16 protein-coding genes are annotated in these 23,889 nt (G+C 74.7%); 8 read left to right on the top strand and 8 right to left on the bottom strand.

Features of this window, described 5'->3' with window-relative positions; genetic code table 11:
- Positions 1-196 precede the first annotated feature (196 nt).
- From A4R25_RS02140 to A4R25_RS02125, 4 genes are read left to right on the top strand one after another with little or no spacing between them, the layout of a single operon-like run.
- Positions 197-2,761, top strand: a complete 2,565-nt coding sequence (locus A4R25_RS02140) for a fibronectin type III domain-containing protein (RefSeq protein ID WP_197494871.1) — start codon at positions 197-199, stop codon at positions 2,759-2,761.
- 25 nt (positions 2,762-2,786) lie between these two features.
- Positions 2,787-3,782, top strand: coding sequence for a MoxR family ATPase (locus A4R25_RS02135; protein ID WP_064445403.1), 996 nt, complete (start codon positions 2,787-2,789; stop codon positions 3,780-3,782).
- 2 nt (positions 3,783-3,784) lie between these two features.
- Positions 3,785-4,939 (top strand): DUF58 domain-containing protein, encoded by a 1,155-nt coding sequence (locus A4R25_RS02130; protein ID WP_064445402.1) that lies wholly within the window; start codon positions 3,785-3,787, stop codon positions 4,937-4,939.
- Positions 4,933-7,221 carry a transglutaminase domain-containing protein gene (locus tag A4R25_RS02125; protein ID WP_064446432.1) on the top strand — a complete coding sequence of 763 codons (2,289 nt, stop codon included), beginning with the start codon at positions 4,933-4,935 and terminating at the stop codon, positions 7,219-7,221. Before A4R25_RS02130 ends, A4R25_RS02125 begins: the two co-directional genes overlap by 7 nt.
- A gap of 24 nt (positions 7,222-7,245) precedes the next feature.
- Here the strand turns inward: A4R25_RS02125 and A4R25_RS02120 are convergent, their stop codons facing one another.
- Positions 7,246-8,046, bottom strand: coding sequence for an SDR family oxidoreductase (locus A4R25_RS02120; protein WP_064445401.1), 801 nt, complete (start codon positions 8,044-8,046; stop codon positions 7,246-7,248).
- Position 8,047: 1 nt separating this feature from the next.
- Positions 8,048-9,022, bottom strand: a complete 975-nt coding sequence (locus A4R25_RS02115) for an LLM class F420-dependent oxidoreductase (RefSeq protein WP_064445400.1) — start codon at positions 9,020-9,022, stop codon at positions 8,048-8,050.
- A gap of 144 nt (positions 9,023-9,166) precedes the next feature.
- On the opposite strand from A4R25_RS02115, the gene A4R25_RS02110 reads away from it, so the two are divergent.
- Positions 9,167-10,378 (top strand): low temperature requirement protein A, encoded by a 1,212-nt coding sequence (locus A4R25_RS02110; protein WP_064446431.1) that lies wholly within the window; start codon positions 9,167-9,169, stop codon positions 10,376-10,378.
- Positions 10,379-10,431: 53 nt separating this feature from the next.
- Positions 10,432-11,271: a DUF1028 domain-containing protein gene (locus A4R25_RS02105; RefSeq protein WP_043329827.1), complete on the top strand. Its 840-nt coding sequence runs from the start codon at positions 10,432-10,434 to the stop codon at positions 11,269-11,271.
- Between the two features lie 2 nt (positions 11,272-11,273).
- Here A4R25_RS02105 and A4R25_RS02100 read toward each other — a convergent pair whose 3' ends face one another.
- Both A4R25_RS02100 and A4R25_RS02095 read right to left on the bottom strand, forming a co-directional pair.
- Positions 11,274-11,945 carry a maleylpyruvate isomerase N-terminal domain-containing protein gene (locus A4R25_RS02100; RefSeq protein ID WP_064445399.1) on the bottom strand — a complete coding sequence of 224 codons (672 nt, stop codon included), beginning with the start codon at positions 11,943-11,945 and terminating at the stop codon, positions 11,274-11,276.
- Positions 11,946-11,953: 8 nt separating this feature from the next.
- The gene (locus tag A4R25_RS02095; protein ID WP_043329825.1) at positions 11,954-12,835 is read right to left on the bottom strand and encodes a phosphatase PAP2 family protein; all 882 of its coding nucleotides are present in this window, start codon (positions 12,833-12,835) and stop codon (positions 11,954-11,956) included.
- Between the two features lie 92 nt (positions 12,836-12,927).
- Between A4R25_RS02095 and A4R25_RS02090 the strand changes: the two genes are divergently transcribed.
- On the top strand, positions 12,928-13,617 hold the full coding sequence (locus A4R25_RS02090; protein WP_064445398.1) for a DUF3159 domain-containing protein: 690 nt from the start codon (positions 12,928-12,930) through the stop codon (positions 13,615-13,617).
- Positions 13,618-13,905: 288 nt separating this feature from the next.
- On the opposite strand, the gene A4R25_RS02085 is transcribed toward A4R25_RS02090, so the two are convergent.
- A complete protein-coding gene (locus A4R25_RS02085; protein ID WP_181373777.1) occupies positions 13,906-16,803 on the bottom strand; it encodes a glycoside hydrolase family 48 protein in 2,898 nt (965 codons plus the stop codon).
- A gap of 854 nt (positions 16,804-17,657) precedes the next feature.
- Between A4R25_RS02085 and A4R25_RS02080 the strand changes: the two genes are divergently transcribed.
- Positions 17,658-19,151 (top strand): GH1 family beta-glucosidase, encoded by a 1,494-nt coding sequence (locus tag A4R25_RS02080; RefSeq protein WP_064445397.1) that lies wholly within the window; start codon positions 17,658-17,660, stop codon positions 19,149-19,151.
- A gap of 52 nt (positions 19,152-19,203) precedes the next feature.
- Here A4R25_RS02080 and A4R25_RS02075 read toward each other — a convergent pair whose 3' ends face one another.
- The 3 genes from A4R25_RS02075 to A4R25_RS02065 form a co-directional block, all read right to left on the bottom strand.
- Positions 19,204-19,617, bottom strand: a complete 414-nt coding sequence (locus tag A4R25_RS02075) for a roadblock/LC7 domain-containing protein (protein WP_196806755.1) — start codon at positions 19,615-19,617, stop codon at positions 19,204-19,206.
- 5 nt (positions 19,618-19,622) lie between these two features.
- Complete coding sequence (locus tag A4R25_RS02070) at positions 19,623-22,208, bottom strand: nitrate- and nitrite sensing domain-containing protein (protein WP_231915405.1); 2,586 nt, start codon at positions 22,206-22,208, stop codon at positions 19,623-19,625.
- Between the two features lie 121 nt (positions 22,209-22,329).
- Positions 22,330-23,700, bottom strand: a complete 1,371-nt coding sequence (locus A4R25_RS02065; protein WP_064445395.1) for an FGGY family carbohydrate kinase — start codon at positions 23,698-23,700, stop codon at positions 22,330-22,332.
- Between the last annotated feature and the right edge of the window lie 189 nt (positions 23,701-23,889).

The following is a 23,889-nucleotide window of genomic DNA, read 5'->3' as shown; positions in this document are numbered from 1 at the left end:
CGCCACGCTCGGTGTCCACAGGGGGACGGTGCGGGTTTCACCGGCACCGGGCGGCACCTATGATGGCTCCCGGCTCTGGGGAGGGTCGACCTCGCGCGGGTGCGCCTCCCCCACCGACACGGGGAGGCAGCCGGCAGTGACCACCATCGAGGACGTCACGGGCACCGGGCCGGAGCAGGCTCGTCCACGATCGCGTATGCGGGGCGGGCTGGTCACCATCGGCACGGTGGCCGCGCTGCTGGCCGCGATGGGGTTGACGGTGCTCGGGCTGGGCGCCGCGGACAACGCGGTGGCGAGCTACGACGCCTCCTCCTGGTTGTGGAGCACCACCCGCGGCGAGCTGGCCCGGGTCAACGGCGTCACCGCGCGGGTGGACACCCGGATGGAGGTGCCGGGTGGGCGGCGGCACCAGATGCAGGTGGCCCAGACCGACCGGCTGCTGATCCTGCGCGACCTCAAGACCGGCCAGGTCAGCTCGCTGGATTTGGCGACGCTGCAGATCACCGCGACCACGCCGACCGCGCCGGGGCTCGGGGTGAGCGTGGCGCTGCACGAGGACGCGGCGTTCGTGGTGGACGCGGTGCAGGGCATCGTCCGGCAGCTCGACCCGCGGGCGCTGACGCCGGTGGGCGAGCCGGTCCGCTACCCGCCGGGCATCGCCGGCGGCACGTTCGACGGCGCCGGCAAGCTGTGGATCGCGGTGCCGAGCGAGGGCACCGTCTCGGCGGTCACCGCCGCCGAGCTGCCGGAGACGCCCGGTGACGCGCCGCCCGCCGGGCTCAGCCCGAAGCGCGTCGAGACGTACGACGTGGCCGAGCCGGCGCACGAGCTTGTGGTGTCCACGCTGGACGAGGGCGTGGCGGTGCTGGACCGCACCTCGGCGTCGCTGGTGACGGTGGTGGGCGGCCGGACCACGCGGGCCGAGCTGACCATGACCGCGCCGGGCTACCTGCCGACCCGTACCAGCGGGCAGCAGGTGCCGGTGACGGTTCCCGGTGAGCGGTCGGTGCACGTGGTGCGGGACAGCCGCGAGGTGAAGCGGTTCACGGTGCCGGGCGACGGTGTGCGGCTCAGCCCGGCGGTGGCGTGGGCGGGCCGGTTCTACTGCGCCGACGAGACGACCGGCACGGTCTACGCGTTCGACGCCGAGGGGCAGCTCGTGCAGACCGTGAAGGGCGCCGGCCGCCCCGGTCCGGTCGAGCTGGAGGTGCGCGAGAACCACCTGTTCATCAACCCGCCGGACTCGTCCACCGCGCAGGTGGTCGACGACCGCAACCAGGTGCGTGAGGTCGACAAGTACGCGAACGACGTGCTCGGCGGGGATCCGCCGCCGGTGGCTCCGCCGCCGCCCCCGCCGAAGAAGCCGAAGGTGTCCAAGCCGGGCGCGCCGAAGTCGGTCACCGCCGCCGCCGGTGACGCCTCGGCGCGGGTGAGCTGGCAGGCCGCGGCGTCGAACGGCGCCGAGATCACCAGGTACGTGGTGGAGGGCGCCGGTCAGACCCGCCAGGTCGGCGCGAACCAGCGGTCGCTGGAGGTGACCGGCCTGACGAACGGCGAGACGTACACGTTCTCGGTGCACGCGGTGAACGCCAAGGGTGAGGGGCCGGCGCGGCGCAGCAACCCGGTGGTGCCGACGGCTGAGGTGCCGGACCCGCCGGCGTCGGTGACCGCCGAGGCGCGGCCGGACGGCACGGTGCGGGTGAGCTGGCCCGAGGCCGACGGCCAGGGCAACAAGATCGCGAAGTACGCGGTGACGGCGACCTCGGCGGGCGCGAGCGCCCCGGCGGGCGAGTCGGCGAAGACGGAGCTGGTGGTGGCGGCCGGGCAACTGGAGTACGGCACCCAGTACGCGTTCACCGTGACGGCGGTGAGCGAGAAGGGCGCCGGGTCGAAGGCGTCGCCGGTGAGCAACACGGTGGTGCCGTTCACGGCGCCGAAGGCGCCCGGCGAGCTGCGCGCGTCCACTGTCGCCGACCAGCCGGGCACGGTCGCGGTGCAGTGGTCCCCGGCGGTGGACAACGGCCGGCCGGTGACGAAGTACGTGGTGGAGGCGGCCGGGAAGTCCGTCGAGGTGACCGACGTGCGGGCCACTGTGGGCGGGCTGGGCAACGGCCAGAACGTGACGGTGAAGGTCAAGGCCGTAAACGAGGCGGGCGCCGGGCCGGAGGCGAGCACCACCGCGCGGACGGTGGCCGAGCCGCGGATCACGGTGACCGGCTCGTCGGCGGACGCCACGTCGGTGACTGTGACGTTCACTGTGGACGCGGGTGGTGGGCGGGCCACCTGCACGGCGGCGACCGGTGGGAAGACGGCGAGCGGCAGTTGTTCCAGCCTGCGGGTGACCGGGCTGACGCCGGGTACCGCGTACACGGTGACGCTGACCGCATCGAACGCCGCCGGTAAGGGCACGGCCAGCCGCGCTCAGACCACCGACCCGGTGTACGGCATCGCCACCTGCAAGAACGGTCCGGACGGCGACCAGCGGACGTACTGCGACAAGGACGTGCCGGGCCGCAACGGCAATGAGATCTTCGAGGTCACCCGGCAGGACAACGACCGTCAGGCCGGCTGGGTGCCGGACGGCCGGCGGCTGCGCACGTACTGCAAGGCCAAGGGCGAGGAAGTGGACGCCTGGATCTACAACAACAACAAGAAGAGCACCTGGTGGATCCAGGTGGAGTACAAGGGCAAGACCTACATCCCGTGGGCCTGGCTGAACCTGGAGGGCGGCGACGACATCAACCTGCTGCCCACCTGCTGACCGCACCACCCCGAGAGGCGCATCCGTGAACACGCACGAACCGCTCAGCCAGCCGGAGGTGCAGGGCTTCGCCGCCCTGGCCGCCCGGCTGGCCGACAACGTCAACGCGGTCGTGCTGGGCAAGCCGCAGGTGGTGCGGCTGGCGCTGACCGCGCTGTTCGCGCAGGGGCACGTGCTGCTGGAGGACGTCCCGGGCGTCGGCAAGACCACGCTGGCGCGGGCGATCGCGGCCACCGTGAAGGGGCAGTGGCGGCGGATCCAGTTCACGCCGGACCTGCTTCCCTCCGACGTGTCAGGGGTGACGATCTTCAACCAGGCCAGCCGGGGTTTCGAGTTCCACCCGGGGCCGGTGTTCGCCAACATCGTGATCGCCGACGAGATCAACCGGGCGTCGCCGAAGACGCAGTCGGCGCTGCTGGAGGTGATGGAGGAGCGCACCGTCACGGTGGACGGCGTACGGCATCCGGTGCCGCAGCCGTTCCTGGTGGTGGCCACGCAGAACCCGGTGGAGATGGACGGCACGTACCGGCTGCCCGAGGCGCAGCTCGACCGGTTCCTGGTGAAGCTGTCGGTCGGCTACCCGGACGAGGCGGTCGAGGTGGAGGTGCTGCGCGGCGCCACGGTCCGCTCCCCCGACTCGCTGACCGCCGTCACCGACACCGCCACTGTGGGCGAGATGGTGAAGATGGCCCGGCGGGTGCACATCGCCGAGCCGTTGTACGCGTACGCGGTGCGGTTGGCCGCTGCCACCCGTACCCATCCGCAGGTGCGGGTCGGGGTGAGTCCGCGCGGCGTGATCGCGCTGACCCGGGCGGCGTGCGCGTACGCGCTCATCGACGGCCGGGGCTGGATCATGCCGGAGGACCTGAAGGCGCTCGTCGAGCCGGTGTTCGCGCACCGGCTGCTGCTCACCCCCGACGCGCAGGTGCGTGGTGTGACGTCCGCCGAGGTGCTGCGCCAAGCGGTCGCGTCGGTGCCGGTGCCGTTGCCGTCGGGCCAGGCCACGCCGGTGCACGGCTGAGCGTGGGGATCACCGCCCGTGGCATCGGGCTGCTCGTCGCCGCCCTGGTGCTGCTCGGCGTGGGGTTCCGCTACGCGTACCCGGAGCTGACTGTGCTGGGCGCGGCAGCCGGGGTGGCGGTCGGCTACGGCGTGGTGAACGCGGCCTGGCGGCCCCGGCTGAGCGTGGCGCGGCGGGCCGACCCGGACCGGGTGGCCCGGGGTGAGCCGGCGGCGATGGAGCTGACGGTGCGCAACACCGGTCGGCTGCGGGCGGCGAACCTGGTGGCCGAGGACCGCTGCGCCGGGGCGCTGGTGCCGGTGCCGCTGCTGCGGTTGCGCCCGGGCCGCGACACGGTGGTGCGCTACGACGTGCCGACGCACCGGCGTGGGGTGGTGCCGGTGGGGCCGCTGCGGGTGGTGCGCCGGGATCCGCTGGGCCTGGTGGCGCTGGCGCGCGGCTACGGCGGCACGGTGCCGGTGTGGGTGCACCCGCGCATCCATCCGCTGTCCGCGGTGCCCACCGGTGCCGGGCGCAGCCTGGACGGGCGCACCGACAGCGTGCCGCACGGGTCGATCACGTTCGACTCGCTGCGGGAGTACGTGGTGGGCGACGAGTTGCGCCGCGTGCACTGGCGCACCAGCGCCCGGGTGGGTGAGCTGATGGTGCGGGAGAACGTGGACACCAGCCTGCCGCGCCTGGTGGTGGTGCTGGACAACCGCGCGTCGGCGCATCCGGGCCGGGTGGGCGGGGTCGCGGAGTCGTTCGAGTCGGCGTGCGAGGCGGCCGCGTCGGTGGTGGCCGCCGCGGTGCGGGAGGACCTGCCGGTGCAGCTGCTGCTCGTCGTACCGGGAGAGGTGGAGCCGGAGGGCGCGGCCGGGCCGCTGGACCGGCTGGCCGCGGTGGAGCTGGCGGACGCCGGGCCGGACGTGCTGCCGGCCGCGACCGGGCGGCTGCGCCGGGACCGGCTCGGTGACACGCTGGTCTTCCTGACCGGGCCGGGTGGCCGCGACGAGCTGGGGCACGTCGGCGCGCTGCGCGGCGCGTACCCGTCGGTGGTGGTCGGGATGTTCGGCACGGACGGGCCGACGGCGGCCGGCGCGACGGGCCTCACGGTGCTGGACGCGGCGGACGGCGCGGCGTTCGCCGCCGAGTGGGACGGGATCCGCCGGTGGTGACGCCGCCACGGACCCAACCGGCGGCGGAACGCGCGGTCCGGGTGCTGCGGGCCGTGCCGGTACCGGCCGCGCTGATCGTGCTGGTCGCGCTCTCCGGCGTGGTGCTTGGCCGGGTGTACGCGGATCCGCTGCTGACCCGGCTCATGGCCGGCGCGGCGCTCGGGTCGGTGCTGGTCGGCGTGGCCGCGCGGCGGCTGCCGTCCTGGCTGGTGGCGCCGCTGTCGGTGGCCGCGATGGCCGGGTGGACGCTGCTGTCGCTGCGGCTGGCCGCCGCGCACGCGGCGCTGCCGGGCGGGCTGGGCGAGGTGACCGCCGACGCCGCCCGTAACGCGATTCCCCGGCTGCTCACCGCGATGATTCCGGTCGAGCCGGCCCCGGACACGGTGCTGGTCCCGGTGGTGGCCGCGTGGCTGACCGGGCTGACCGCCGCCGAGGTGGCGCTGCGCGCCGGGCGGGTGCTGCTGGGCTACCTGCCGCCGGCGCTGCTCTACGCCGGTGCGCTCTACGTGGTCGGGCCGAATGCGGATCCGGCGATTGGCCCGACGGTGGTGTTCGCGGCGGTCGCGGCGGCCGGCCTGGCGACGCCGGGGCGTCGCGACGGCCCGGCGCCCGATCCGGTCGCCGGTCTGACCCCGGCGGTACGCGCGGCGGTGCGGCTGCGGCTGGTGGCGGCGAGCGCGGCCGGGCTCACGGTGGTGGTGGCGTTGGCGGCGCTGCTCGCCCCGGTGGTGGCCGCCCAGGTGGACGAGCGGCCGGTCGATCCGCGCCGCTACGTGGAGCCGCCGCGGGTGGAGTCGCTGGACGAGAACCCGCTGATCCGGATCTCCGGGTGGGCGTTGAACCCGGACCAGCGGCTGCTGGACGTGCGCACCGTCGCGGGCGCGGGCGACGGCGGGGCGCCGCGGATCCGGCTGGCGGTGCTCAGCGACTACGACGGGGTGACCTGGCGGGTCGGCGCCACGTACCGCAACGCGGGGCGGATCCTGCCCGCCACCGAGCCGGCCCCGAACGCGGCCACCGACGAGGTGCGCCAGGAGATCACCGTCGGCGACCTGACCGGACGGCTGCTGCCCGCGGTGCCCACGCCGCGCGAGGTGAACGGCGCGCGGGTGGCGTACGACCCGGCGACCGGGACGCTGATCCGCCCGGAAGGGCTCGTACCGGGGCTGCGGTACGAGGTGTCCTCGGTGCGGGAGCGCCCGGACGTGAACCTGCTGCCCACGGCGAACGTGCCCGCCGGTGACGAGGTGGCCCGGGTGCTGCGGGTGCCCGACGGCGCCCCGGAACCGCTGCGCCGGCTGGCCACCCAGCTCGCCGAGTCGAACGGTGCTCCGTACGCGCGCGCCGACGCGATCGCCACGTTCCTCGCCGAGCACTACCGGGTGACAGCCGACGCGCCGAGCGGGCACGCGTACCCGAATCTGGCGTTCTTCCTGTTCGGGCCGCGCAACGGCGGCGGGCAGCGGGGCACGTCGGAGCAGTTCGCCGCCGCGTTCGCGGTGCTCGGCCGCCTCGCCGGCCTGCCGACCCGGGTGGTGGTCGGGTTCGGGCCCGACGGCGACGGGCCGGTGCGGGCGGCCGACGCGTACGCCTGGCCGGAGGTGCTGTTCGACGGCGTCGGCTGGGTGCCGTTCGATCCGATGCCGCGCCCGGACTCCGAGCCCCGTCCGGTGGAGGAGGACTTCCGGCCGCAGCCGGAGGACCCGCCGCCGTCGGAGGTGCCCGCGCCCACCGAGGAGCCGAGCGCCACGCCTCCGGCCGCCGCGCCCGCACCCGGCCGCAACGAGGGCGGGCTTGGCACACCGGCGCTGGTCGGCGGCGGTGTCGGCGGACTGGTGTTGCTGGTCGGCGCGGTGCTGGCGGCGCTGGTCGCGATGCGCCGGCGGCTGACCCGCTCCCGTCTGGCGGTGGGCGATCCGGGCGAACGGGTCGCGGGAGCGTGGCGGGAGCTGACCGACGCGCTGCGTCTGGCCGGGCATCCGGTCGGGCCGGACCTGGCGGCGGCGGAGGTCGCCGAGCGGGCCCGCCGGACGCTCGCCGAGGCCCGCGCGGCGCGGCCCGGAGAGGGCGCGGCGATCGGCGACCCGGACGGCGCAGCGGTGGACGAGCTGGCCGGTCTGCTCAACCAGGCGGGCTTCGCGCCGGGCAGTGTCACGCCGGAACAGGCGGACCGGGCCGCACGGCTGAGCGCCGGCTTCGCCGACGCGCTGCGCGCGGCCCGGTCACGGTGGCGACAGGTGCTGTGGACGATCCATCCGGGGCCGCTACGGTGGCGACGCTGACCGGACCGTCCGCGCCGTGAGGGCTCAGCGGTCGGCGGCGCGCAGCTTGCGGACGAGTTTGCGCAGCCCGGCCTGCCACCCGTCCGGGTCCTCGGCACGGCGGCGGGCGTAGTCGGCGACCTCGGGGTGCGGCAGGATCAGGAACCGTTCCTCGGCCAGCCCGGCGATCACCGCGTCGGCGACCTGATCCGGGCTGAGGATCGTCCCGGACGCGGCGATCACCCGGGCGCCCAGGTGCCCCTCGGTGAGGCCGTCGGCGAGCATCGGGGTGTCCACGCCCTGCGGGCACAGCGCGCTGACCCGGATGCCGGCGTCCCGGTAGGTGATCGCCAGCCATTCGGCGAGACCCACGGCGGCGTGCTTGGTGGCGGTGTACGGCGCGTCGCCGACCGCGGTGAGCACACCGGCCGCCGAGCAGGTGAGCAGCAGGTGGCCCTGGCCCCGGCTGAGCATGCCGGGCAGCACCGCGCGGGCGCTGTGCAGGTGCCCCAACACGTTGACCCGCCAGGAGCGGTCCCAGTCGGCGTCCGGCGCGTCGATGCCGCCGCCGGTGGCCACTCCGGCGTTGGCGCAGAACAGGTCGATCCGTCCGTGGCGGCGCTCGGTCTCCTCGACGAGCGCGCGTACCGCCGCCTCGTCGGTGACGTCGAGGCCGACGCCGGTGGCGACCGGGCCGATCGCCTCGGCCGTGGCGCGGGCCGCGTCGGCGGCCAGGTCGGCCAGCACGACGGCGGCGGCGCCCTCGGCGGCGAACCGTCGGCCCAGTGCCGCGCCGATCCCGCCGGCCCCGCCGGTGATCACGACCACCCGGTCGGTCAGGTTCATCTCAGGCCACCTTCCCGGGGCCGAGCCGGGGCAGCAGATCCATCCAGGCCGCCGCGCCGCCCTCGGTGATCTCGGGCGTGGGGAGCACCGCCAGCACCGGCACGTCGACGCCGTTGTCGGCGTAGCGGCGGACGGCGGCCGCGCACTGCTCGGGCGAGCCGTGCAGCACCAGCGCGTCGACCACCTCGTCCGGTACGGCGGCGGAGGCGCCCCGCCGGTCCCCCGCGGCCCATGCCGCCCACATCGGACCGAGCGTGTCCTCGCGGCCCAGCCATCTGTGGAAGGCGGCGTACGCGGGGACGGTGAGGTAGCCGGTGATCATGCGGCGGCCCAGCGCGCGGGCGTACGCGGCGTCCTCGGTGGGGCAGACGAAGATGCGGGCGGCCACCTCGAACCCGGGGCGGCGCTCGCCCACCTCGGCCAGGGCGGTCGGCACGTCCTCGGCGGCCAGCCAGTTGAGGATCACCCCGTCGGCCTCGGCGGCGGCCAGGCGCAGCATGCCGGGGCGCAGCGCGGCCAGCACGACCGGCGGCGGCACGCTCGGCGGACGCTCCAGCGTGAAGCGCCGTACGGCGAACGTGTCGAACGCGCCGTCGACGGTCTCGCCGCGCAGCGCGGGCCGCAGGAAGCGCAGCACGTCCCGGGTCCGTTTGAACGGCTCGTCGAATTCGATCGCGTTCCAGTCCCGCACCAGCACCGGCGACGAGGCGCCGACGCCGAGCGCGAAGCGGCCCGGCGCCGCCTCGGCCAGCGCGGCGGCGCTCATCGCCAGCAGTCCCGGACCGCGGGTGAACACCGGTGTGATCGCGGTGCCGAGGCGCAGTCGCGGCGACCAGGCGGCGGCCAGGGCCAGCGGGGTGAACGCGTCGGCGCCGGCCACCTCCGAGGACCACACGTCGGTGAAGCCGGCGTCGTCCAGGGCCGCGTAGACGGCGGCGTGGTCGGCGAGCGGGATACCGCCCAGCGGCACTGTCATGCCCCATCGGTTCGTCACCCGTCGATGGTGCCCGTCCGGCACCGCCGCGAGCAAGATCCAGACCGATATGGGCGATCGGTGCCGAGACGCCGGGAAAGAGTGTTACGACTGCCGGATGAGGTGGACCGGGGACGGGGCAGCGCGGTGAGGACCGCCGAGCCGGCCGCGCTGCGCAGCTCCGGCGGCGGCCCCGACCGGGCCACGTTCCTGGAGCTCTTCTTCGACCTGGTGTACGTGTTCGCGCTGACCCGGATCTCGGCGCGCGCCTTCGAGGACCTGGTGCTGGAGGGCGGGCAGACGGGCTGGTCGGCGGTGACCGGCGGCGGCAAGACGCTGCTGCTTCTGCTCGCGCTCTGGGCCGTGTGGCAGGGCACGGCGTGGACGACCAGCCGCTACGACCCGCACCAGCTGTGGTTGCAGATCATCGTGATCACCGCCCTGATCTCGGCGATGGTGATGGGGGTGGCGATCCCCCGCGCGTTCGGCCACAGCGGCCTGATGTTCGCCACCGCGTACGTGGTGGCCCAGGTGAGCCGGCCGGCGATCCTCGTGCTGGTGCTGCAGAACCAGCAGTACCGGCGGCTCAAGCGGCGCATGCTGATCACGTTCTGCGCCACCGGCGTGCTCTGGCTGGCCGGCGCGCTGCTGCCGGTGAACGCCCGGGTGGCGCTCTGGACCGCGGCGCTGGTGCTGGAGTACCTCGCCGCCCGGTTCGGCTGGCCGGTGCCGGGCCTCGGCCGGTCCACGGTCTCCCGCTGGGACATCCACGGCGAGCACCTGGCCGAGCGCTACCAGCAGATCTTCCTGGTCGCGCTCGGCGAGACGATCCTGCTCGCCGGCCTGTCGTTCACCCGCTCCCCCACCAGCCCCGGCATGGTCACCGCGTTCGCCGTCGCGCTGGCCACCTCGGTGCTGCTGTGGCGGATCTACGTGCAGCGGGCCGGGCAGATCCTGGGCGAGGCGGTGACCCGGGCGGCGCACCCGGCCACCGTCGGCCGGTCCGCCGCCGACACCCACCTGGTCATGGTGATCGGCGTGGTCGCCACCGCGATCGGCTACGAGCTGGTGATCGAGCACCCGATCGGGCACAACGAGCTGCCCTGGCTGGCCGTGATCCTCGGCGGGCCGGCCGTGTTCCTGGCCGGCCGGGCCCGCTTCGAGTACGAGGTGTTCGGCCGGGTCTCCCCGTCCCGGCTGGTGGGGATCGCCGCGCTGCTGCTGCCCGTACCGCTGCTGGTGCGCCTCGCGCCGCTCGTCGCGTCGGGCTTCGCCGCGGCGGTCCTGACGGCGGTGGCGGTCGCCGACGCCCGGCGTGCCTGGGGCCGGCCGCCGGAGGACGCCGCGCCGCCGTTCTGAGCGGTGCCGCCGGAGCGGGGCCCCGTGCCCGCCCTGCGGGCTACGATCCGCGCGTGACCTTCTCGCTCGTCGCCCGCTCCGCCGACGGGCGCCTGTTCGGAGTGGCAGTGGCCAGCCGGTTCCTCGCCGCCGGGGCGCTGGTGCCGGCCGCCGAGGCGCTGGTCGGGGCGGTCGCCACCCAGGCGCACGCCAACCTCGCCTACCGGGCGCAGGCGCTCGCGCTGCTACGGACCGGCGTCAGCGCCACCGACGCGGTGGCCGGGCTGGTGGCCGCCGATCCGGGACGCGACGACCGGCAGCTCGCCGTGGTCGGCGCGACCGGCGACGGGGCCACCTGGACCGGGCCGCGCTGCCACCCGTGGGCCGGTGGGCAGGCCGGCGACGGCTGGGCCGCACAGGGCAACATCCTGACCGGCCCGCAGGTGATCGACGCGCTGCGCGACGCCTGGCTGGCCCGTGCGGAGCTGCCGTTCCCGCAGCGGCTGCTGGCCGCGCTCACCGCCGGCGACGCGGCCGGCGGCGACCGGCGCGGGCGGCAGAGCGCGGCGATGCTCGTGGTGCAGCGCCACGGCGGCTACGCCGGAACCGGCGACGAGCTGGTGGACCTGCGGGTGGACGATCATGTGGACCCGGTCTCCGAGCTGCGCCGCCTGCTCGGCATCCACCACATGCTGTTCGGCCGCCCCGATCCGGCCACGCTGCGCGACCTCACCGGCCCGCTCGCCGCCGAGGTGGCCGAACTGCTCGCCGCCACCGGGCACCCGGTCGGCCCGGCCGGACTGGACGAGGCGCTGGCCGCCTGGACGGGTCTGGAGAACCTGGAGGAACGCTTCGTGCCCGGCCGGATCGACCCGATCGTGCTGGAGCACCTGCGGCGCTGCGCCGGGCGCTGAGGTCAGCCGCCGAAAGCCAGCCGGCCGATGCCGGCGCGGGCCAGCTCCGCGCGCTCGTCGCCGGTGACCGGCAGCCGCCCGGTGGCCTTGCGCAGCACGGTGAGCGCGTCCCAGCCCAGTCCGGGCGGCACCGGCACGCCGCCGGTGAGCACGCCGATCACCACGTCCGCGGCGGCCGGGGTCAGCCACGGCGTCCGGTCCAGCGCGTCGGCCAGGTCCAGGCCGTGCACCGCGACCTCCACCACCCGGGTACGCAGGAACTCCGGCAACGCCATCGCGTCACCGTGGCGGGTACGCACCACCCGTGCGGGCGGTTCCGCGGCGACCGCCTCGTCGGTGGCGCGCCAGGCCCGGCCGAACTCCGCCGCCACCTCGGCGGCGCCCGGGTGCTCCCGGGCCGCACGCTGCGCGCCCTCGACACGGTCCCGGTCCACCGGCGGGCTGAACTTGGCCGCGCCGAAGTAGGCGGTCGCGTCCACCTCGGCCCGGGGCGGCGCGGGCTCGGCGAGCATGCCCGCCAGGCGTCCGGCCCCGGTGCTCACGTGCGCGATCAGGTCGCGCACCCGCCACGGCGGGCACGGCGTGGGCCGGTCCAGCGCCGCGTCGTCCAGGTCGCGCAGCACCCGCTCCAGGCGGTCGCACTCGGCCCGGAACGCCGCCCGTACCGTCTCCATCCGCCGGATCAGCCCTTCCACCGGGGCACCAGCCGGTGCACCACGACCAGCACCAGCGCGGCCACCACGGCGATCGTGCCGGCGATGCCGGCCGCGCTGCCCGCGTACCCGACGAAGAGCTGACGGCGGCTGAGCGCCTCGACGGGGATCGTGGAGCGGTCCACCAGCCAGGACAACGCGAGCGCGGAGGCCAGCAGCGCCACCGCGCCGGCGCCGCCGAGCACGGCGGCGGTCACCCGGTGCGCGTCGCCGGGCTCGACCACCGCCTGCTCCCGCTGGAAGACCAGCAGCACCAGCCCGGCGACCGCGGCCCACGCGCCGACCACCAGGTACGCGGCGACCGCGTCGCTGGGCCGGTGCCAGCCGGCGGAGAGCGTGGCGACGCCCGCGGCGGCGGCGTACCCGGCGCCGAGGAACGCCCCGGCCGCCCGCAGCTTGCGCGGCAGCACCAGGATCAGCGCGACCGCCACCGAGGCGGCCACCGAGGTGTGGCCGCTGGGCAGGCTGTTGCCGGCGGCGGCCCGCTCCGGGTCGATGCCGAAGTCGGGCCGGACCAGGAAGTGCTTGAGCAGTTGCGTGGTCACGTTCGCGCCGGCGATCAGCAGCGTCGCGGTGACGGCCAGCGCCTTGCGGCCCCGGATCAGCGCGATGAAGCCGATCACCGCGGTCGCGGCCAGCAGCGACACCACGGACATGGCGTTGAGGAGCGTGTCGACCGGACCGTCGATGCGGTCCTGGCCGATCTGGTTGCCGGTCAGCGCCACCGTGTCCAGCCACTGGCCCAGTTCGGTGTGCACGGCGAAGCGCCACACCAGCACGAACGCAGCTGTCTGCAGCAGGGCCAGTACGACCAACCAGACCGCCGTCCAACCCCTTGCCGTCTCCCGCACCCGGACAACTTAACGGTAGGGCCGCCGACGCGCGCGGCGGAGCGCCATCGGCTTCGGCGTACGGTGAGGCGGGCGATCCGAGGAGGTGGGGCGTGACCGGCACGCCGCAGCGGGAACCGCAGGCCGGGCCACGGCCGGAGTCGCTGGCCGACCTGCTCGGCGGCCGGCGCGGGGCGGTCGACGCCACGCTGCCGCCGCTCGCGTTCGGGCTCGGCTGGGTGCTCGGCGGGCTGCGCGGCGGTGTGCTCGCCGCGCTGCTGACCGGCACGGCGGTGGCCGGCTGGCGGTGGCGGCGCGGGGACCGCCCCCGCTCGGTGCTGATCGGGCTGCTCGCGGTCTGCGTGGCCGCGCTCGTCGCGTTGCGGACCGGCCGGGCCGAGGACTTCTTCCTGCTGCAGATCGCCGCCAACGCGGCGAGCGCGCTGGCCTGGGCGGTGAGCATCGTGGTGCGCTGGCCGCTGCTCGGCGTGGTGGTCGGCACGGCGCTGGGCCAGCGGACCCGGTGGCGGCGTGATCCGGCGCTGCTGCGGGCGTACGGCCGGGGCAGCTGGGTGTGGGCGGGCACCTACGTGCTGCGGTTGGCGGTGTTCATCCCGCTGTGGCTGGACGGGCAGGTGGTCGCGCTCACCGTGGCGCGGGCGGCGCTCACCTGGCCGCTGATCGCGGCGGCGCTGGCGTCGAGCTGGGTGGTGATCCGGCGGTCGCTGCCGGCCGGGCATCCGGGACTGCGGCACCCGGTGACGGCGCCGGTGCCCGGCGGTGAGCCGGTCCGGGAAGAGTAATGGAGAGGCCGCCACGGGGGGAGCGGCCTCTCCGTCAAATACGTTACTCCGTCCACGGCCCGGATGTGATCCCGTGGACCGCTGAATTTTGCGTGCCTTTTCGCGCCATGGGTCGTCACCGGGCGGAGTGGTGGGCCGGCCGGTCCGCTGCGTCGGCCGGACGGCCGGCCCACCCGGCCTGACCGTGGGCGTCAGGCCGTCCGCCGACCCGGCCGCTCCGTTCCCCCATCGGCCGGGTCGGCCTCCTTCGTGGGCGGGCGCGAGCCCGCCCACGAAGGAGGGGTCACCTCACCCCTGCGGGAAGTAGGTGCCGTAGTCGGCGTACGCCATGGCGATGTCCGCCTGCGCCCAGAACCGGTGGTAGTTGAAGACCGGCTCGGGACCGCCGTCCAGGTACGCCTGCACCTTCGGCCAGTCCGGGTCGTTCTTGTAGAACGAGCGGATGTCCAGGAAGCTCTTGCCCGGGGCGATCACGTCACCGTTGGGCATCTTCCCGGTCCAGCCGTTGGGGATGTAGAGGCCCTGGCCGTCGGCGGCGTTGTAGACGTCGTCGAAGCGCTTGTAGTCGCCGCGCTTCTCCGGCGTCGAGACGCCCTTGCTGTCGGCGGCCGCCGAGAGCGCGTCCAGCAGGCCCTTGGCGGTGTCCTTCGCCGCGGTGTTGCCGGACTTCGCCGCGTACGCGATGAGCGTGCGGGCGTAGGCGCCGGCGACGCCGACGTCCTGGCCCTTGACCGTCACCTCGACGTGCAGGTTGGTGTTCGGCTGCGGGCTGCTGGGGTTCCAGTTGGCCGGCTGGCCGGTCCACTTCATGTCCGACGGGATCGACCAGTCGGTGCCCAGCGTGGTGTTGGCGATCGCCCACGGCACCCACTTGTCCAGCAGCGCCTTGGCCTTCGCGTTGCCGGTCTCCAGGTACAGCTCGGCGATGCGCTGCATCGACCAGGCCTGCATGCCGAACCACTGGTTCGACGGCGGGTCGTTGTAGACCGGGTCGACGTCGTAGAACATGCCGTAGAAGGTGGCGGTGCCGGCCGGCGGCTGGGCGTAGCTGCCGTCCCAGCTGTTGGTGGCGCCACCGGCGATGCCGCCCTCGGCCGACTGGAGCCAGGTGTAGAACTCCAGCTGCCGGTCGAGGCTCTTCTGCCAGTCGGAGGCCGCGGTCGGCGACTTCGGCTTCAGCTCCGCGACGTTGGTCATCACCCAGGCCGCGAACGGGTTCTGGTAGCCGAAGTGGCTGTGGCTGGACCCGATCCGCCACGACCAGTTCTGCGAGGCGTCGTACGCGCCGCCCCAGGCGTAGTACCAGGAGAGCAGGTAGTGCGCCGAGTCACGGCCGCTGGCGGCCGGGCAGGTGCTAGCGCCGACGCAGTTGCCGATCTTCTTGAAGTACTTGTCGAACAGCGCGTAGCGCAGGTAGTCGCCCATCTTGGCGGCCTTGGCCACGGTGGCCGCCACGTCGCCCGCCTTGCCCTGCGCCTTGGCCCAGGTCAGCGCCCAGTAGGCGGCCTGGACGGCACGCGCGTCGGCGTCCGGGGCGTTCGTGTACTTCCACTGCTTGGCCGGGGCGTTGGACTCCTTGACGAACAGGTCCAGGTAGCCGTTCGGGCCGCCGTGCTTGAACGTGTCGCAGGACGGCTGCGGCACGGTCTCCCACACCGACTCCTGGGTGCCCCGCTGGAAGGTGTTGATGTACGCGGGCCGGGTGGTGCCGTCGCCGCAGCGGCCGTAGCCGTACGTGTTGTCCACGTCGAGCAGCCAGTGCATGCCGTAGATGTCACCGGTGCCGTAGGTGGACTGCAGCTCCGAGCGCAGCGGGTCCTGGCCGACCGGGACGTTGGCGTCCAGCGTCGACGGGTACTGGCTGGGCAGGTTGTGCTCGGCGGCGTACTGCGGGGTGCCGGGCGAGCCGGCCGTGGCCTGGTCGGCGTGCGACGGGATGATGTACTTTTCCATCACCGTCCAGGCGTTGTTGAACGGGGCCCAGTTCTGGGTGACCCGGCCGTACTGCGCCTCCAGCCAGAGCCAGAAGCTGAACGCCTCCGAGGTGGTCTCGTGGCCGTGGTCGGGCGCCTCGACGATCAGCGTCTCGATCGAGTGGTACGGCACGCCCTCGGGGCTGAAGTACCCCGAGTTCTTGATCTTGCCGTACTGGTCGAGGAACTTCTTGATGTAGGCGTTGTCGCCGCCGGGGCTGTCGTTGTCCGCCTCGGTGGCCACGACGGAGACCGGCGCGTAGCCGGTGGCCGACGCGGTGATCGTGGCGGTGCCGCCGACCGTGTCGGCGTCCTCCGCGGCGGAGACCGTGGCGGTGACGCCGGTGCTCCAGTTGCTCGGGGTGAGCGTCAGCGTGGTCGGCGACACGGTGATGTCGCTGTCACCGGTGACGGCGAGGGTCACCGGCACGTTGGCGCTGGGCGCCGCGCTGAGCGTGTACCGGACCGTGGCGCTGCCGCCCTCGCTCACGGTGACCGCGGACGGGGTGGCGACCAGCTTCGGCCCGGTGGCCGCGGTCACTGTGAACGACTTCTCCGAGACCGCCGAGGCGCCGGCGTTGTCGTACGCCTTGGCCTGCACCGTGTAGCTGCCGGCCGGCAGGTCGAGCAGGTCGTAGCCGTACGGCGCGGTGGTGTCGGTGTTGACCAGCAGGCCGTTGCGGTAGAACTCGACCTTGCTGATGGTGCCGTCGGGGTCGCTGGCGGTCGCGGTCAGCGGGACGTCCGCCGGCGCCTCGAACGGGCCGGACGGCACGCTCAGCGAGACCGTCGGCGGCTGGTTGGTCTGCGCGCCGTTGCACGCCACCCCGTTGAGGGTGAACGCGGTGGGCTTCGGGTTGCTGCCGCTGAAGCTGCCGTTGAAGCCGATGCTGGTGGACGCGCCGGTGGGCAGGCTGCCGTTCCACGACTCGTTCGTGGCGGTCACCTCGCTGCCGGACTGGCTCCACCGGGCCGACCAGCCCTGGACCACGCGCTGGCTGCTGTTCGGGAAGGTGAACTTCAGCGACCAGTTGTTGAGCGCGTCGCCCAGGTTCTTGATGGTCACGTTGGCGGTGAAGCCGTTGTTCCAGTCGCTCGACGCATACGTCACGTCGCAGGCGGGCGCGGCCTGGGCGGCGCCCGCGGGCAGGGCCACCCCGCCTATGACGAGGGCGGCGGCGGCGAGCATCGCCGTACGGCGACGTCTGGCCAGAAGTCTCATGTGGGCGGTGTCTCCTCGGACCGGGCCGGGACCTCGGGGTCCCGGCGGGGCGCCTCCACGCGTCGACGGGGCGTACGCGGGGGGACGGAGGCGTCCGGAAAGGTGGTCGTCCCGGCCGTGCCGGGGATCGGGGCGCCGCACCGGTTGTCACCGGGTGCCCTCGGCGGCCCGCGCTCGCGTCACTGGCTCCGCGTGGCGTGACGAGAGTGTGACATGGAAGCGCTCCCACCACAACGGCCAGCGCAGATACGCGCTTCCATGTTTCGATCTCGTTTAGGGGCTTTTCCAAACCCGTGACGGGCGTTACAGTCGCAGCATCGCCGATGGGAGCGCTTCCATCGACGGTGATACAAGTACTGGATCGCCGGGTACGCCCGTGCCCGGCGCGTCGGCCCAGAGGCCGGCGGCGGACCAGCCCGGACGCCGCCACCGGCCGCCACCCGCCAAACGGAGGGAGGTGGAACCAGAGCCACTCGCGTGGCCCGGCTCCCGCGCGACGCGCACGACGGACGCCAATTCCACTTCGTGCGTGTGTGCACCATCGGTGGGGACGGGGGTTGCCCTCCCCCGTCCCCACACTAAACCCCCGTTGTCGACGGCAAAAGAGGCCGACGGGACAGGCGTGACACGCCACCCGGACGGCCTTTCTCGCTATCCACCCCACCCCTCGCCGCTCACGCCGCCCCGAGCGGCGTTCCCGAGCGACGCCCCCGCCCACCCACTTTCCGGCCGCCCGCCGGCCGCGCCGCACCTCGCCGCGACCGCCGGATCAGGGCCGGCCGCTCCCTGGCTATGATGGGAGCGCTCCCGGCCCAGGGCGGCCCGTCACTCCGAGGAGAAACCTCATGTCGTTACTCACCCGACGGCGCCTGCTCCGCCGCGCCGCCCTGTCCGCGACCGCGGCCGGCGCGGCCCGGACCGGGCTCGCCGGCGCCACCGCGACGGCGACCGCCGCGTCGACAGTCGCGCTCGGCGGCTGCGACAGCCCGCCCGAGCGCGCCACCGACCCGGAGCAGGACCGCGGACTGCGCTTCCCGGACGGCTTCGGCTGGGGCGCGGCGACCTCGGCGTACCAGATCGAGGGGGCCGCCAAGGAGGACGGGCGGGGTGAGTCCGTCTGGGACACCTTCAGCCACACGCCGGGGCGCATCCGCAACGGCGACACCGGCGACGTCGCCGCCGACCACTACCACAGGTACGCGCAGGACCTCGACCTGATGCGCGACCTGGGACTGCGCAGCTACCGGTTCTCCATCTCCTGGCCCCGCATCCAGGCCGACGGCTCCGGCCGCCCCAACCAGCGCGGCCTCGACTTCTACCGCCGCCTGGTGGACGGGCTGCACGAGCGTGACATCGCGCCGATGGCCACGCTGTTCCACTGGGATCTACCCCAGGCCCTCCAGGACGCCGGCGGCTGGGAGAACCGGGACACCGCCGAGCGCTTCGCCGAGTACGCCGACGCGGTGTTCCACGCCCTCGGCGACCAGGTGCCTGTCTGGCTGACCGTCAACGAGCCGAAGACCGTGGTGCAGAACGGCTACATCTTCGGCCACCACGCCCCGGGCTTCCGGGACGAGGACGCGGCGTACCTGGTCGCCCACCACCTCCAGCTCGCCCACGGCCTCGCCGTGCGGGCGCTGCGCGCCTCCGGCCTCACCGGCCGGATCGGCCCCGCCCTCAACCTGCACCCCTGCTACCCCGCCGACGACAGCGCCGAGGCGGCCGCCGCGACCAAGCTCCACGACGGCTACGAGAACCGCCTCTACCTCGACTCGATCTTCAAGGGCGCGTACCCGCAGGACGTGCTGGACGACCGCGGCCCGGACAGCCGGCTGGTCCGCGGCGTCCGCGACGGCGACCTGAAGATCATCTCCAGCCCGGTCGACCTGCTCGCCGTGCAGTACTACACGCCGATCTACGTCACCGGCGACGGCAGCACGGTCCGCAAGTGGCCCACCTCCGAGGCGGAGTGGCAGCAGATCTACCCCGAGGGCATGTACGACATCCTCACCCGGGTCACCCGGGACTACGGCCGGGTGCCGATCACCATCACCGAGAACGGCCTGCCCTGCCCCGACGTGCCCGGCGCGGACGGCAACGTCGACGACGCCGGGCGGGTCAGCTTCCTGCGCGACCACTTCGCCGCCGCCCACCGGGCCATCGGCGACGGGGTACCGCTGGAGAGCTACCACGTCTGGTCGCTGCTGGACAACTTCGAGTGGGCCGAGGGGTACGAGCAGCGCTGGGGCCTGGTCTACGTGGACTACGCGAGCCAGCGGCGGGTGCTCAAGCGCAGCGCCCACTGGTACCGCGACGTGATCCGCCGCAACGGGCTGTAGGCGGTGGCGGCCCGGCCGGCTGCGCAGCCGGCCGGGCCCCCGCATCGGCGGATCAGCGCGGCAGCGCCTGCTGCAGCTCGGCCCGCAGCGCCGGGGTGAGCATCTCGCCGGCCTGCTTGGCCAGCCGCGCCATCTCGTAGCCGACCACGCCGATGTCGGCGTCCGCCCCGGCCAGCGTGGCCAGGATCGAGCCGTCCCGGATCTGCATCACCAGGAAATAGCCGCGCCCCATCTCGACCACTGTCTGCTTGACGACGTCGCCGTCGAACATCTGGGCCGCGCCCGCGGTGATGCTCATCAGGCCGGAGGTCACCGCGGCGAGCTTGTCCGCGTGGTCCCGGGGCAGATGCGCCGAGATCGCCACCAGGAGCCCGTCGGAGGACACCACCACCGCGTGCGCCACCCCGGGAACGCGCTCCGCGAACGCGTTCACCAGCCAGCTCAGGTCGCGTGCCTCCTGGCTCAACGTCGTCACTGTCGTCGTCCTCCTTCGTCGCGCGGCAGGTACATCTCGGTGGTCTCCTCGGCCTCGGCGCGCCGCACCCCGCTGTAGAGGCGCGACAGCATGCCGCCGACCGCCTCCGGGTCCGGCTCGTGCCGCATCACCGGGCGGTCGGCCACGGAGGCCGGGGCGAGCTGGGCCATCGGCACCCGTACCGGAAGTCCCCGCTCGTTGGTCCCTCCGGTCACCGGCGTCGGCGCCGGGGCGGGCGTCACACCCAGCGGCGACGCCGTCGGCCCCTGCCGGCTGAACCAGCCACCGCCGGCGGGTCCGGCGACAGCCGGGGTCAGGACGTCCTCGGCCCGGGCCGGCCGGGGGCGCGGCGCGGCGCCGGCCGGCGCGGCGGGCGCCGGCGATCCGGACGTCGGCGCCTCCGGCCCGTCCCCGAGCGGACGGCCGGTCAGCGGCGACAGCGGCAGCGCCGCCGGCTGACCGGGCGCCGGACGCCATCCCGCCACCGGCAGCTCGGCCGTCGGCGCCGCGAGCGCCCCGGACGCCGCGACCGGACCGATGGGCGTGCGGACGCTCCGGTCCACCCCCGGTACGGGCCGACCCGCCGGCACCGGCCGGCCCGCCTCCGGCGCGGGCGCCTCGGCCAGCAGCTCGACCGGGATCCGCACCAGGGCGACCAGGCCCGCGCCGCCGGCCTGCAACCGCACCCGTACGCCGTTGCGGGCGCCGAGGTGGCTGACCACGAACAGACCCATCCGCTCCGAGGCCGACACGTCGGCGGCCGGCGGCTCGGCCAGCACCGCGTTCGCCTCGGCCAGCGCCGCCGGGCTCATGCCCAGCCCTTCGTCGACGACCCGCACCAGCGCGCCCCGGCCGTCCGGCTCGACGACGACCCGCACCGTGGTCTCCGGGCGGGAGAAGGAGGTGGCGTTCTCCAGCAGCTCCGCGAACAGGTGCACCAGGTCGCCCACCGCGTGCCCGACGACGTGCAGGTCCGTCCGGTTCTCGTGGCGTACCCGCTGGTACTGCTCGATCTCCGCGCTCGCGGCCAGCAGCACCGCGCCCAGACCCACCGGGCGGTTCCAGCGCCGGGTCGACTCGCTGCCGGCGAGCACCAGCAGGCTCTCGTCGTTGCGGCGCATGCGGGCGGCGAGGTGGTCGAGCTTGAACAGATTCTCCAGCTGGTCCGGATCGCTCTCCTCGCGTTCGAGGTCGTCGAGCAGCTCCAGCTGACGCTCGACGAGCACCTGGCTGCGCCGGGCCAGGTTGACGAACATGGCGTTGACGTTGCGCCGCATCATCGCCTGCTCGACCGCCACGTCGACGGCGCTGCGGTGCACCGCGACGAACGCCTCGGCCAGCTCGCCGATCTCGTCCTGCGAGTCGATCACCGCGGGCGGCACGTCGATCGCGCCGACCGGACGGTCCACAGTGCGCAGCCGTTCCAGCGTCAGCGGCAGATCCACCTGCGCGATCCGCAGCGCCTGGCCGCGCAGCTGCCGCATGCCGCGGGCCACCGACCGGCCGACCAGCAGCGAGATCGCCACCGCCACCAGCAGCACTGTGGCGATGCCACCGGCCACCAGCAGCGTGTCGCGCAGCTGCCGGGCGCTGGCGTCGTCGGCCCGGCGTACCGCGTCGTCGACGACCCCGCTCTCCATCTGGCGCAGCAACTCCTGCCGCTGCTCACTGGCCGACCACCACTGCTCCGCGTCGAGCAGCGCCGGCTTCGCGTCGCCGCCGCCGGGCAGGGTCCGCTCCTCCATCCGGGTGGCCGCGACGAAGGCCGGGTCGACCGAGGTCTGGTCGTAGCGGCGGATCTGGTCGGCGGTCGCCGCGACCCGGAACGCGCCGAGCGCGGTGAGCTGCTGGGCCCGCAGGTCGCTGAGCGTCACCTGGTCGTCGGCCTCGTACCGGCCGGAGCGGGCGGCGGCGTAGAGCTCCGCGCGGATCCGCGAGGACAACTCCTTGACCCGGGACAGCTGCACGTAGCGCAGCACCGCCTCGGTCAGCTCCTGCCGCCCGCCGCCGGGCGACGGCTCGGCCAGCAGGTTCAGCAGCGCCGCGACGGACCGGTGGTAGTTGCTGAGGACGGTGTCGCTGGACAGCACCGCCGGCGCCACCGCGGCGCGGATGTTGACGACCTGGTCGTACGCCTCCAGCGCCTCCGAGTAGGACACCCGCCAGGCCGCGTCGGCGTCGGCCAGCGGCGCGGCCGCGGTACGCAGGTCCGCCACCGCGCGGTCGGTGGCCGCCTGCAGTGGCTTCAGGGCGGCGACCGCGGCGTCCCGGTCGGCGCCGGTGCCGGCGCGGCGCAGCCCCGCCAGCTCCCCGGCGGTACGGTCCCGCTCGTGCTGGAGCCGGTCGACGGCCACGGCGATCTGCCGGCCGATGCCCACCTGCTCGGCGAAGGCGCTCAGCGTGGTGGTCTGCCCGACCAGACCGCGCGTCTGGATGCCGGCCAGGACGAGGAACGCCAGCGACGGGATCACCAGCACGGTGGCGAGCTTGGTGCCCATCCGCCAGTCCCGCAGCCGGAACCCGGAGCGCCGCCGGTGCGGCTGCGGGACCGCGCCACGAGCCGGGTCGGGACCTGCGCCCACACCTGCCTCCTCGTTCCACTCCACCACGTCGGGGAGCGGAGTCCATCCAACCAGGCCGGCGGTCCGTGTCAACGGCCGCCCGGACGGCACGAGCAGGCCGGTCAGCGCTTCGGGCGGACCGTCACGCGTGCGAGGCGGTTTCGTCCGTCCGGCCGATGCCGCCGATGTGCGCCGCCTCGGGCAGACGTCCCAGCGCCACGAGCGCCGCGCCGGCCGCCCCGATCTCCGGGTTGCGCTGCCACCGCACCTCGCGCGGGGCGAGCGCGTCGGCGAACGCCGCGCGCCACCACGGCGAGGCGGTCAGCGCCCCGCCGCCGAGGACCACCTCCATCGGCTCGCCGACGCCGCCCTCCAGCAGGACCAGGTCATCGGCGACGAGCCGGCACAGGCCACCCATCAGCCCGGCGAGGACGTCCACGGCGGTGGTGCCGAAGCTGAGCCCACGCAGCTCGCCCGAGCCCGCCGGGGCCGTGCCCGGCGGCCGGTCACCGCCCAGCCGCGGGTTGGCCCGCACCGAGCCGGTGGTCCGGCGCAGCGCCGCCTCGAGCGCCGCGCCCTCGGGCAGCCGCAGCTCCCGGTTGGCCCAGGCGAACAGGTTGCCGCCACTGGAGTACGCCGCGCCGGTCACCACGTGGTTGTGGTCCACCCGGTACCGCCAGAGCTGCTCCGGCAGCGGCGGCGGCTCCGCGCCCGCCGGCACGGCCTGCATCATCCGGACCGCGGCGGAGGTGCCGACGGTCACCGCCGCGCGCGTCGGGTCGACGCAGCCCGACCCGACGTTGGCGGCCGCCCCGTCGCCGACCGGCGCCGCCCACCGCGCCCCGGCCAGCTGCGGCCAGCGCCGCGCGTGCTCCGCGTTCAGCCGGCCGTGCCAGCCGTCCGGGGCCAGCCGCAGCAACTGCTCCGGGCGTACGCCGGCCAGCTCGCACGCCTCCGGGTCCCAGTCCAGGCGGCGCAGGTCGAGCAGCCCGGTGCCGGAAGCCATCGACATGGACATCGGCACGTCGCCGAGCAGCGCGCCGAGCGCGTACTCGGCCAGCCCGGTGAAGCGTGCGTTCCGCGCGCCGTGCTCCCGCAGCCAGGGCAGCCGCACCGACCAGAAGCAGCGGTGCCACCACGTGCCGGTACGCCTGTGGAAGTCCGCCGGGTCGGCCGGGCCGACCGCGCCGGCGAGCGCCTCCGGCCGGGTGTCCAGCCAGGTCAGCACCGGTCCCGACGGGGTGCCGTCGGCGGCCAGCGGCAGCACCGAGTGCCACTGCGCGGAGGTGGCCACCAGGTCCACGTCCCGCAGGTGCCCGCCGGCGGCCAGCTCGTCCAGGCACTCCGTCAGGCACGCCAGGTAGGCCGGGCCGTCCAGCGTCCCGGTGCCGTCGTCCCCGGTGACCAGATGCACCCGGCGACGGGCCAGCGCGCCCGGACGCGGCACCGCGTCCGCGTCGAGCACCAGCCCACGCACCGAGGAGGTGCCCAGATCGAGAGCGAGGATGTCCATCGCCGATCAACCTACCCGGCGCGACCGGCTTACCGGAGGCGGCCTGATCGCGTACAGTGACGGTCATGCCCGCGCACCTGTCCTGCTGGTGGCCCGCCGACCCGGCGGCCCACCCCCGCGCGTAGCTTCCCCACGCGGCCGCCCGACGAGGCGGCCGCCGGTCTTCCCCGGCATCCCGGGTCGCCCACG

The sequence above is a fragment of the Micromonospora sp. NBRC 110037 genome, assembly GCF_001652995.1.
Taxonomy (GTDB): Bacteria; Actinomycetota; Actinomycetes; order Mycobacteriales; family Micromonosporaceae; genus Micromonospora; species Micromonospora chalcea.
This window is presented reverse-complemented; position numbering and strand designations above follow the sequence as displayed.

Excerpts from the sequence above, each read along its gene's own strand:
- A4R25_RS02100 (WP_064445399.1), bottom strand. The coding sequence starts at position 11,945 with ATGGAGACGGTACGGGCGGCGTTCCGGGCCGAGTGCGACCGCCTGGAG.
- A4R25_RS02120 (WP_064445401.1), bottom strand. The coding sequence starts at position 8,046 with ATGAACCTGACCGACCGGGTGGTCGTGATCACCGGCGGGGCCGGCGGG.
- A4R25_RS02140 (WP_197494871.1), top strand. The coding sequence starts at position 197 with ATGCGGGGCGGGCTGGTCACCATCGGCACGGTGGCCGCGCTGCTGGCC.
- A4R25_RS02115 (WP_064445400.1), bottom strand. The coding sequence starts at position 9,022 with ATGACAGTGCCGCTGGGCGGTATCCCGCTCGCCGACCACGCCGCCGTC.
- A4R25_RS02065 (WP_064445395.1), bottom strand. The coding sequence starts at position 23,700 with ATGGACATCCTCGCTCTCGATCTGGGCACCTCCTCGGTGCGTGGGCTG.
- A4R25_RS02080 (WP_064445397.1), top strand. The coding sequence starts at position 17,658 with ATGTCGTTACTCACCCGACGGCGCCTGCTCCGCCGCGCCGCCCTGTCC.